The organism is Candidatus Poribacteria bacterium, assembly GCA_021295755.1.
Lineage (GTDB): Bacteria > Poribacteria > WGA-4E > WGA-4E > PCPOR2b > PCPOR2b.
Genome location: JAGWBT010000084.1, coordinates 18,132 through 29,467, shown reverse-complemented (window position 1 = coordinate 29,467; position 11,336 = coordinate 18,132). Strand labels below are relative to the sequence as shown.

Annotated in this window: 11 protein-coding genes; all 11 read right to left on the bottom strand. The window is 49.3% G+C overall.

Features of this window, described 5'->3' with window-relative positions; all coding sequences use genetic code 11:
• Nucleotides 1-1,061 (bottom strand): hypothetical protein (locus tag J4G02_13180; GenBank protein ID MCE2395530.1); only part of this gene is annotated, 1,061 nt, incomplete at its 3' end.
• A 57-nt stretch (nt 1,062-1,118) separates the two neighbouring features.
• Nucleotides 1,119-2,066 carry a 3-hydroxyacyl-CoA dehydrogenase family protein gene (locus J4G02_13175; protein MCE2395529.1) on the bottom strand — a complete coding sequence of 316 codons (948 nt, stop codon included), beginning with the start codon at nt 2,064-2,066 and terminating at the stop codon, nt 1,119-1,121.
• Between the two features lie 10 nt (nt 2,067-2,076).
• A complete protein-coding gene (locus tag J4G02_13170; GenBank protein ID MCE2395528.1) occupies nt 2,077-2,520 on the bottom strand; it encodes a VOC family protein in 444 nt (147 codons plus the stop codon).
• 11 nt (nt 2,521-2,531) lie between these two features.
• A complete protein-coding gene (locus tag J4G02_13165) occupies nt 2,532-3,800 on the bottom strand; it encodes a DegT/DnrJ/EryC1/StrS family aminotransferase (protein MCE2395527.1) in 1,269 nt (422 codons plus the stop codon).
• 42 nt (nt 3,801-3,842) lie between these two features.
• Nucleotides 3,843-4,706 (bottom strand): sugar phosphate isomerase/epimerase, encoded by an 864-nt coding sequence (locus J4G02_13160; protein MCE2395526.1) that lies wholly within the window; start codon nt 4,704-4,706, stop codon nt 3,843-3,845.
• A gap of 3 nt (nt 4,707-4,709) precedes the next feature.
• The gene (locus tag J4G02_13155; protein MCE2395525.1) at nt 4,710-5,426 is read right to left on the bottom strand and encodes a PIG-L family deacetylase; all 717 of its coding nucleotides are present in this window, start codon (nt 5,424-5,426) and stop codon (nt 4,710-4,712) included.
• 179 nt (nt 5,427-5,605) lie between these two features.
• Nucleotides 5,606-7,357 carry a thiamine pyrophosphate-binding protein gene (locus J4G02_13150; protein ID MCE2395524.1) on the bottom strand — a complete coding sequence of 584 codons (1,752 nt, stop codon included), beginning with the start codon at nt 7,355-7,357 and terminating at the stop codon, nt 5,606-5,608.
• 216 nt (nt 7,358-7,573) lie between these two features.
• Nucleotides 7,574-8,611 carry a Gfo/Idh/MocA family oxidoreductase gene (locus J4G02_13145; GenBank protein ID MCE2395523.1) on the bottom strand — a complete coding sequence of 346 codons (1,038 nt, stop codon included), beginning with the start codon at nt 8,609-8,611 and terminating at the stop codon, nt 7,574-7,576.
• Between the two features lie 9 nt (nt 8,612-8,620).
• On the bottom strand, nt 8,621-9,397 hold the full coding sequence (locus tag J4G02_13140; protein MCE2395522.1) for an amidohydrolase: 777 nt from the start codon (nt 9,395-9,397) through the stop codon (nt 8,621-8,623).
• Between the two features lie 18 nt (nt 9,398-9,415).
• Nucleotides 9,416-10,180: an amidohydrolase family protein gene (locus J4G02_13135; GenBank protein ID MCE2395521.1), complete on the bottom strand. Its 765-nt coding sequence runs from the start codon at nt 10,178-10,180 to the stop codon at nt 9,416-9,418.
• 130 nt (nt 10,181-10,310) lie between these two features.
• Nucleotides 10,311-11,141: a LamG domain-containing protein gene (locus tag J4G02_13130; protein ID MCE2395520.1), complete on the bottom strand. Its 831-nt coding sequence runs from the start codon at nt 11,139-11,141 to the stop codon at nt 10,311-10,313.
• Nucleotides 11,142-11,336: the final 195 nt, after the last annotated feature.

Genomic DNA, 11,336 nt, shown 5'->3' with positions numbered 1-11,336 from the left:
TAAGGCATCGGTTCATCTGAGTCATCTGCGTCGCGTCTACGGAACACACCAATCAGCACACGCGTAAAAAATCTTTTACCGACCCAGATTGCTGCTACACAAAGCCCAAGCACTGACCCAAATTCCTGTTGCTTCAAAAACGGGATGCCGGGAATATTAGATAGTCCGAAAACACTGATTAAGATTTTAATGAAGTTCCGAAACAGAAAGAAAAACCAACAAGAAAAAGACAGGTCCAACGGCATGAGAAACCCAATGCCTATGATAAACGGGTAGAATGCGGTATATGTATTACCCATAGCATCCCACGGTCTATCTGTGAAGGAACCGATATTCTGACGCGTTATCGGTATTTGAGGAAACGCAGGATATAAAATATTTAGGCCATTGATAAGAGAAATACTGCCTGCTGTGGCAAATCCGATCCACATCAGACGATTGCGAAAAAATCCAGATTTTGCATCTGCCATCTCCAGGGGCAAGCGAGTTATTGGATAAGTCAACCGTTCGTGTTCCGTCCATTGCCGTCGCAAAACAACGGTTATACACAACATGACGAAGACCAGCACGAAAGTAAAACTGCCCCATGCGATTATCGGAGATAACCACACTTGAAGCGTATGTATATCATAAAGCGATGAATCTCCCTTGTAATATCCTGTCAATACATCTCTATCGTTGACCGTAAGCCAATCTGGTAGGTACTTCCAAAGAATGTCCTTCCATTCATTTTCCGGTGTCGCAAACCAATAAGCATACCCAAACGATGGAATGACTTCGGCGAGCATGATATTGTTTGAAATCGCCGATGCGATCGAGAGCATGATATAAATAATCAATAGCTCACCGTGAGTCAACGCTGTTTTTGAAAAACGCGCAGAAATCGCATTGAACGCTGCCAGCAAGAAGATTGTAAAAATTACATTGGGAAAAGGGGAAACATAGGTTAATCGGGCATACCAAGCGACCTCTTGATAGGCGATCCAGTAGCTATTGAATGGTATCCAAATAATCGCGATCAGTACCGGCCGCCAAGGGAACTTTGGACTTTTGCTTTCCATTATCTATTGTTTGACTACTTGAAGATAGCAACCGTATTTTCTGCTCTTGCCAATTGCCTAGATTAAATCACGATTTCTAAACCATGTGAGTATTTCCAAGAGAGCCTCGTCACGCTGTTGAATTGCCTCGGCAAGTTTATCTGGAGACCAGTCGTAAAATCCTTTACCCGTCTTTGCCCCTAATTCACCCTGTGCAATCTTGTCTCGGACCAGTTGTGTAGGCTCAGTAGAGCGATCGAGTTCAGGTAGAAGGTAAGTTTGAATTGCTAGCGTGAGATCCAAACCGCCCAAGTCTGCGGTCTCCAACGGACCAATCACCGGCATCCGCAGCCCAAAGCTCAACCTAGCAATGAGATCTACATCTTCGGGTGTAGCAATTTCATCGGCTACGATAGCGATTGCTTCTCGACGCAAAGCGTGTTGCAGACGATTGCCCACGAAACCGGGGACGTCTTTCCTAACCTGCGCCGGATACTTCCCAGCCACCTTCAGCAATAGACTTGTCGTTTCGATGGCTTCAGCAGAGGTCTGTTCTCCATGCACAACCTCTACCAATGGAATCAGATGGGGCGGATTCCAGAAGTGAGTAACTAGAAACCGTTCAGGTTGGTTCAGTGCAATTGCCATGTCGGCGACGCGGAAACTAGAACTGTTACTAGTAATGATGGTGTGCGTCGAGCAATGTGCCTCCAGTTGACGAAGTACCTCGTGCTTGACGGCAAGATCTTCAAAGACCGCTTCGACGATAAAATCAGCTTCGGACGCTGCATCCGCTAAATCAGGAGTAAGGGTGATGCGTGAAGGCACAACTGATGCCTCATCCTCACTTACGAAGTTGTGTGCAATACAAGTTTGAAGATTGTCCCGGATCCGCGGTAGGGCGTTACCTAGAATCTTATCGTCATTGTCAGTCAAGGCAATCTGAAAGCCCGCCAGCGCAAAAACTTGAGCGATACCGTGCCCCATTGTACCTGCCCCGATGACTGCGATGTTGTCGACGTTCACACACCCCTCCTCAGTTCAGGGGACCATTAAATTCCACTGTAATGCCGTCCGGATCACGAGCGTAAAACCACCCCCAACCTTCTGGATAACTACTTGGAAAAGGCGCTGTATTACAAGGTACACCTAACGCTTGTAGTCGGTCGTAGGTAACTTGGAGATCTGCTACGTTCAAGGCAATATGGGTTGCACCGACATCGTTATTCTGACGGTCAAATGGCACCCCAACGGGGTTAAGGTACTGGAGCAGCTCCAATCTGGCATTCCCTGCTTCAAGCAACGCAATCTTAATCTGAGCAGCCGGTACCTGTACCCCAGCCGATATGCGTTCACCTGACACCTCGCGAACGGATATAATCTCCAGTCCGAGTGCTTCATGGTAGAACTGAAGGGATTGATCTATGTCGCTCACCGGGATTCCAAGATGAGCGATGGCTTGTATGTCTATATGACTCACGGGAGACTCTCCTAGCGATGTTTTAACTTATAGACCGTGGATTTAACCGCAGCCACGATAGTATCTAGATCATCTTGGGTGAGACGCGGATACATAGGCAGCCCTACAGATGCCTCGTGGGCGCGTTCTGCTATAGGGCATAGACCGCGTTGGTAACCGCGTACACGGTAGATCTGGTGTAGATAGTTTGGCATGTTGCAACCAGGAGCCGTTTGAATGCCCTCTTCATGATTCAAGATATGGCGAAAATCGGGCAAGGTCGCACCGAATTTCGATCCATCGAACAGAATGTTGTAGAGGTGGAAGACATGCTTGCAATCCGGATCTTCGTAGGGCGGCGTAATTTCGTCAATCTCCTCCAAGCGTTCAGTCAGATAGTGGGCAGCCGCGCGACGCCGTTTGTTCAAACTCTCCAACTTGCGCAACTGGACCCGTCCCACCGCCGCTTGCGACTCATTCATTCGATTGTTCCGTGGGATAACGCCTGCTGGTTCGACAACATCGAAGGAGAAGTTACGGATGGTCTCATCATCAGGCAGTTCATCCTCCTCAAATTCAAAGAAGTATTTGACTCCCATTGACCGCAGCATCGGCGTTATGGACGCATAGTCATCTCGACTGGTTGTGAGCATCCCGCCCTCGCCCAAGGTGGTCATGTTCTTAATAGAATGGAAGCTGAAGGTGCCAATATCACCGAAAGATCCGACCTTACGTCCCTTATATTCTGCACCGACTGCTCTAGCGGCATCTTCCAGTACCAACAAGTTGTGCTTGTGGGCGAGTGCCATGATTGGGTCCATGTCACACGGATGGCCGCCGTCATGAACTAGAAAAATCGCCCGCGTACGATCGGTGATCTGTTCAGCGATGCTCGCAGGATCGATGTTAAATGTCCGCGCATCCACATCGGCGAAAACCACCTTCGCACCCCGTGCCAAGATTGGCTGTGATGTTGCGATAAAGGTAATCGGTGTCGTGATGACCTCATCCTCCGGATTTAGACGCATCAGATCCGCACCGATATGCAGTGCTGCTGTGCAGTTGCTAGTGGTAAAAGCATACTGGGTACCGGTATAGGCAGCGAATGCTTCTTCGAAGGCAGCTGTCTGAGGACCGTTGGTCAACCACTCCTGCTGCATTGCCTCTAGGACAGCTTCATATTCTTCCTCATCATATTCACTACCGAAGTAGGAGTTTTTAACCTTGTAGGTAACGCCTTCAGGTGGGCGGTATGCTGCCCGGAAACCGCTGCGACTTGAACCTGACTGTCCTTTGCTCATGATGGGTATGTCCTTTATCCTCTTGAAATCGAGAATGAAACGTTACAGCACCCCGTGATCTTTCAGATACTGAATACTGTCGTCAAAGACCCTTTCCGTCAACTCTCGCAGCGTGTGCAACTCGATCGCCATGATCCCCGCATAATCGTCAGCCTGAAGCTGCTTGAGGAGTCCCTCCATGTTGAGCCCCCCTTGTCCGAGTGCCACACAGATCCAACTCCCACGCGCATCCGTTTGCAGATCTTTGCGGTACTTACGACCGTGCCGCGCTGGATCATATTTTGTCGCATCTTTCAAATGGACATGGCGGATGTAGGGCTTCAGCACATCGTAGGCGTAAGGAAAGCCTTCCTCACCTGCAATGAACAGGTTACACGGATCGAAGTTCACCTGAAAGTGTGCCGAATCCATAAACTCAACCAAATCCAGCGTGCCATCCGCCGTGCGAGTCACATCGGTAGCAACCTGATTATACTCTGTTTCAATGATGATTGTTACATTGTGTTTTTCGGCAGCTTCCATGACAGGCTGCATGTTACGCTTGTAACGTTGCATGGAGGCTTTGGCATCGTAGGCAAGATTGCCGCCGTAATAACTGATGACATAAGAGGCACCTAGCTCGGCTGCGGTCTCAATCGCTTCAATAAAATTGCCGTGTAGTTCGGGGATGTCAGCCTGTGTGCTAGCGTTCATCTTGATGGAACCCCCCTTGGCTGTACCTCCGATGGCTCCGGGACGTATACCGTACTTTTCTAACGCTCGCTTGAAGTCAGGCAGGGTGTCTCGCGCAGGAGCAATGCAATCTATGTACTCCAGTCCATAGTTTTGGGCTTTCTGACAGATCTCATCTATACTGAGCCAAGGGAATTCCCAAGCGGTGATTGCAACTTTTAGTTTTTTCGACATATTTTATGATCCTCCTATTGGGAGTAGGTCATGGGCTGGCACACGCCTAGCAGCATACAGGGCACAGAAGGCTTCGGCATACTGGACGCCGCACTGCATACCGCGATAGCGAGATTGTACCTCCATCCGGGCAACGAGATCCGTTCCACGCCATTCTTTCAGCCATTTTACTTGGCTTTCATGGCTTTCAAGCATCTGCTGCTTTAACTCGAAGGTCTGGGTAATGTCAACCCAGATAGTCGGTTGAAATTCATGACCGCCGAAAGATTCCATGTAAAAGACAGGCCCCAACGATGGATGGACTTCGGTGCCTGTGTCGCTTTCATAGTTAGGCAGCGTGGCGAGGAACGAGGCATCGAAAACTAACTGACTCGCTGCGACATGATCTGGCGCATAATCTACCGGTGGATGGGTAATGATAATGTCTGGGCGTGCCTGCCTAATTACTTCTGCCACCTTTTGACGAGCAGCTTTATCTGGATAGATATCCAGATCTTCGAACAAGGGTGGGATATACTCAGCCCCGATGATAGCTGCTGACGCCTCCGCTTCTTTGCGACGGAGGGCAGCCAATTCCGCCTTGGGGATGTTACCACCGAGGGCTCCATCGCACAAATTGGACATAATCACTGTGTGACCAGCCAACGCGTACTTGGCTAATGTTCCCGCACAAGCAGTTTCCAAATCGTCGGGGTGAGCGGCGATAGCAAGCACTCGCATATATCTCCCTCCTACACGCATCAGAGGACATCGGTTCATTAGTTCATTTATGAACCAATGTACTAATGAACTATAGTGAATTTAAAAAATAAATAGACGCTTTCGCCCCCCGGTAGGTGCGGTTTTCACCCGCACCGGTTTGGCGTGTCTCATTAATTCTAAGACCCACTATAAACAGGTTAGACGGGATCACCTTCCCACTGGGGGGTTATAATATCGTTGACCACCCAATAACCGTTCGCACGGATGCGCGGTTTCTGTGTCATGATCACGTCCAGCACATAGGGGCGATTTGCATGGATTGCTTCTTCTAGGGCAGGCTTCAAATCGTCAGGACGCTCAACCCGACGCCCCTCTGCCCCAAAGGCACGGGCAAGTTCAGCAAAATCCGGATTATAGGGTTTGTCTTCAGCCTCTATTTTGAACTCGGTGCCAATGAGGCGCTCCCAGTGACGTTTCTGATAAAGAGAGATGATATTAAATGAGTAGTTGTTCTGCACGACCCATACCGGATTGATGCCGTACTCCACAGCAGGCAGGAGCGTCTGCATAGTAGATCGGAATGCACCATCACCCACCGCAGCAACGACAGGGACATCTGGGTTGCCTAGCTTTGCACCCAAAGCAGCAGGCACCTCCTGCCCCATTGTCCCGTATCCACTACCGACGATATGCGTCATGGGGCGTGTAAAACGCATGTGTTGCCCCACGGCATGCCGCACACCCACTCCGCTGATAAAGATCCCTTCCGGTGGCAAAATCTGCTGAATATCACCTAAGAGCCTTTCCACGGCGATAGGGGAATCATTTGAACCCTCGGCAGCATGTAACTCAGCCCACCATGTTTCGCGCTGTTGCTGCATACTTTTGACCCAATCAGAAGGTTGACGGGGCGGTGTCGTGGCTTCTGCTGCTTCCAAGAACTGCTTGAGGGTTGCATCAGCGTCGCCGACGACGCCAACTTCTACAGGGAAGATTTTACCAATTTGGTGTGGGTCGATGTCTACATGGATCAGTTTTGCAGGTGGGATAGCGAAGAAGTGCTGATGTTTCCAAGAGTTACAGTCCATTTCTGGCATTCGCGTACCTATCGCCAGAATAACGTCAGCTTCGTGTGCCATTCGGTTTGAAACTGGTGTTCCAACAGTACCGGTAAAACCTGCCGCTAATGGATGTTCACCGCTGATCGCCCCTTGACCACTCATGGTGGTTGCCACAGGAATTTGGAGATACTCAGCCAGCGCTGTAAGTGCCGCTGTGGCTTGGCTTAATAACACTCCATTTCCCACGTAGATCAGTGGACGTTCGGCTTTGAGCAACAAATTCAGGGAACGATCTACCTCCTCTGGATCCGCTAGCACCCGAGCGCTTGTTGTCCGATGGGCTGTTATATCGCGTATGTCATAATCCATACTTTGTGAATAGAAATCCAACGGTACATGAATCATCACGGGACCAGGGTTCCCGGTTAGAGCATAGTTGAAAGCACGGGATACCACATGAGGCAAGAGCTTGGCATGTGCTACCTTCCAAACCCGTTTGGTGATCGGCTTAAATAGCTCAAATTGCTCATCATCGTGGTGTGTGCCGAACTCTTGGAGAGCATCCGTGCCGCTGTAGAAACTCGGAACGCCTCCACAAATAATGACCATCGCTGAGCTATCCAGCAACGCATCAGCTACCCCTGTGATGGTATTTGTTGCACCGGGACCAACCGTTGTTGATATGACAGCCGGTTTGTGGGTTACTCGGAAATACGCGTCTGCCGCATGAGTCGCAATCTGTTCGTGAGGCACAGAAAGGAACTTGATGTTAGAATCGACCAGTGCATCCAGAAATGAAAGATTACCGTGCCCAGCCATACCAAAGACATATTCAACTCCTTGGCTTTCCAAGCACCGGACAATCGCCTCACCGCCAGTAAGCTTCATTGTTATCTCCTTTTGTGATTGCCAGATAAAGGATGGGAAATTGGAAGAGATTGAGTTGAAAAATGGGAAAGTGAAACAACGGGTGTGTGAGGGGGCGAGTGTGTAAGGAAGCAAGGGGTGAGGATTTAACGCGCTTCCACGCTCCCTCACTTCCACGGCTGCTCGTTCTCTCGTTTTCTCTCCCGATAGATCGAGGTGAAAGCACCTTCCCTTTGTTCAATTGTCCAGCGCAATAACACGTCGTTCCGCGGAAGAACGGTAAATGGCATCAACCACCCGTTGCACATATAACCCTTCTTCACCCGGAATCTGATATGCGCTACCGCTTTCCACCGCCTCGGAAAAAAGCTGGATCTCCCGCAAATACATATTTTCTGGGCTGTACTCAATCGCCTCAGCTTCGGATTCTACGAGTCCGTCGGGTGTGCGTTTGTAGTACCATAGGTTTCCCGTTGGCAATTGATAAATTGTGTTTTCTGCGACCAGCATCCCTTCGCTTCCATATACCTCTAGCAATCTACGCCCACGGAAGTTCGGCACACTCATATAGCACTCCATAACCCCCTGTGCTCCATTGTCGAACTTGAAAAGAATGGAAGCAGTATCCTCTACCTCATAACCGTGTACGAGTGTATCGCAGAAGCTGCATACTTCTGTGATGCGTCCAACCATCATCGACATCAAATCGATGGTATGAACGCCCATATCCATCATGGATCCCCCACCAGCAATCTTCGGATCGTGTATCCAAGCCCCAAAATCCTCATCGGTATCAACAGGAGGTGCCCAAACGGAGTAACGGACGCGTGCAGCTACCGGTGTTCCGATAGCACCATCTCGAATCAGATCGCGCATTTTTTCATGGCACGCATGATAACGCATCATGAAACCGATACCAAGTACGACATTTTGTTCACGGCAGATACGCACCATCTCCTCCCCCTGATGGGCGTTCAAAGCAATTGGTTTCTGGCACAGCACATGTTTGCCATTTTTAGCTGCGTTGATGGTGAGGTCTGCGTGGGTTGCGGGCGGGGCAGCGATATACACTGCATCAATGGCAGAGTCCGACAATAACGCCGCTGTATCCTGATAAACTTTTCCGCCAAATGTATCGGCAGTTGCCTGAGCGCGATCTATAAGGAGGTCACAGACGCCAACAAGTCGCGCGTTCTCCGCAACCATAATACCTTCCGGAATGGCACGCCCATTAGCAATCTGTCCACATCCAATGACACCCCAGCCGATTGCCATATTTACCTCCTAATCCATATTGAACAACCGTGCCATGTTGAGGCCAAAAATCTGCTCCTTCTCGCCATCACTGATTTTGGCGTAGGCAACATGCCCGACCTCTGCTAACAGTGAGTGTTGGGGTTCATCAGAACCAAAGATTATCCGATCAATCCCCACATTTTGCACCAAATATTCAATCACCCCAAAGTAACGTCCCAAAGTGTTGAAATTGAGATAGACATTGGAGTTGGCATTGGTGACTTCGATGGCTTCATCCATTGCTTCCCATGTCTCCTTAGCATCGTAAGCACCACAGTGGGAGACAATGAAGTTTACATTCGGATACCATTGGGCGACTGCAGCAATCAGATAAGGGCGATTCAACCGCAGATCTACTTCAGTTCGGGGACCCGAGTGAATGATGATAGGAGCTTGGTGTGCTGCGGCAAACTCAAAGACGGGTCTATAGTTTGGACCGTCAATCGGATAGTATTCAGTATGAGCGGCGGGGTGAAGCTTAATACCGAGCATCCCACCGGCAAAGCTGCGTTCTAGCGTAGGCAGGACCTCATCGGGGTAATTGGGATCAACCCGACACATGCCGATGAAGCGATCAGGGTGCTCTTGTATCACGGGTAAAATAACATCTGGGCTGCCTTGGACACATGCCTTGTCAACTCCCAAGCGATCCATCACCTTGAGGAATGGGAGGTGTACGGATGTCAACCCGTCAATGATAAGAACGTCATTGAGAGGTTGACCAGCGTCCACGCAATCTCGAATCCAACTTGATGAACGAGTCATTGACGTAATTCCTTTCTTTCAGCCTACCTCTGCCATGAGGCGCCGCAGATTTCCACCAGCAATCAAAGCACGTGCTTCATCGGTTAGCTCCGAATATCGTACCAACCCCAAAGCGACCCCCGGTCCATTATACGGCATACCTGTCCCGAACAAGATGCGTTCTGGACCAAAATGCTGGACCAAATGCTCCACGCCTTGGTGTGGGGTATAGTAGGAGATTTCTACATGCAGATTAGGGCACTGGTTCATGAGGGGATGGATAATATTCATTGCCGAAAAATTCAGACGCATGATGACTAAGGGCATCTGAGGATGATGCTGACAGATGTCGTAAACATTTTGTGCTGAGTAGCTAGGGCGTGTCTCATCTGGAAACTTCCCCAGATCTGAGTCAGTCAGAAGCACCGGCGTCCGATAGGCTTCAAAAGCAGAAAACAGCTTGCCACATGCCCAGTCCGCCACGAGATTCGCATAGTAAAAGGAGGGCAACAGTCGTGTGACCTTCACCCCTTGATCCAACATATCCTCAACCACCTTGATGGGCTCAGGCATACCTGGATAATGATGTAACGGATATACCCAACAGCCATGAAGCCGCTCATACCCCTTGATAGCTTGCATCAAGCTGCCATTGCCGCCAGTCGCATGATATACGACAGCTTCATCAATGCCTAGATAATCCATCTCTGCTAGCAATCCTTCGGTGGTATGAAACGCTAGCGGCGAGGATTTCCGTTGTCTGCCGATGTAGGTGTTGCAATCGAAAAAGTTCAGTTGTGCCATGAGGTTTCCTTGGAGAAAGGGAGGAAGCATAGAAAGGAAAGGACAAAAAACACTTCCTCTCTCTTGTTGCTAGGTGAGAATGGGAAAGTGAACGTTTGTTGTTGGGCTTAGTTCGCTTAATTGGTTGGAATTAATATTGAGCCTTAAGCTGTCCCCAGGTGGTCGCCAGTCTACCTTTAGGCGAAACAGCAAGCGCATCTTCTATCGATTTTTCTCCGAGGACTAGGATCTCATCTATAGTTAAGGGTCTTTCAAAAACTATCACTTCGTCTACAGCACCCTTGAATTCCCGATTTGCCGCCCACGCCGCATGCTTCACCGCTGCGGTGTTGCCGATGCGAAGGCTATCATCGGATTCCGTTTGCGCGCCTCTTAAAATCGGATATCCGGCAGTTGGTAATCCATTGAGCCAATGTGTCAGCACACCCCTTCTACCATCTCTAACGAGTACAAGATGCTGCCATGTACCTGCGATAAGTTGGGTTGCAGGACGTACAGCGAAAGGAGGTCCTTGCCATGCGTCTGCAACTACCAGACCGTGGAAGAAATTGTTAGTTTCTGCGGCGCGCTGTTGGATACTAAACCCTTGAGGGATCGGATTGTGATTACTCATAATAACGGTAAAATCTTTCTGTATACGATCCGGGTTTACCCACAATGAGATGGTATGCCCCTCTCTGCCCGTATTTGTTGGGGTATTCATCTCAACAAAAGCCTGATCGCCATCAAACTCCAGTGCTTTGCCGAACTTTCCGTCGATCCATTTGGATTGTCCTGCAAATTGCAGGTTTCCGTCATTGCCGTTACCAGAGGAATCGTTAATTTTATTACCGTTACCCTCATCAAAGAGCCATATTCCCAACACATCTTCGTTTGCAACGGTAGCTGCATCACCTATGCTTGTTAAGATAACACCAATTCCAATTAAACCGATGCATATTAGAATCAATCCGAATTTCATTGGCATGCTCCTTTTCTTGACGTGGGCGCTGTAGATAACTCCTATTATCTATTTCTGACCCCCACTAGGCCAGCAATAGAAATAAACTACACTTACTTTTAGGACTTACGCGATTGTCTGCGTCCATGAACCTACCGCCTCTTGCAGTTCCTGTATCTTGAGTCCTGCATCAGATTCAGGAACATGGTTCAAGAT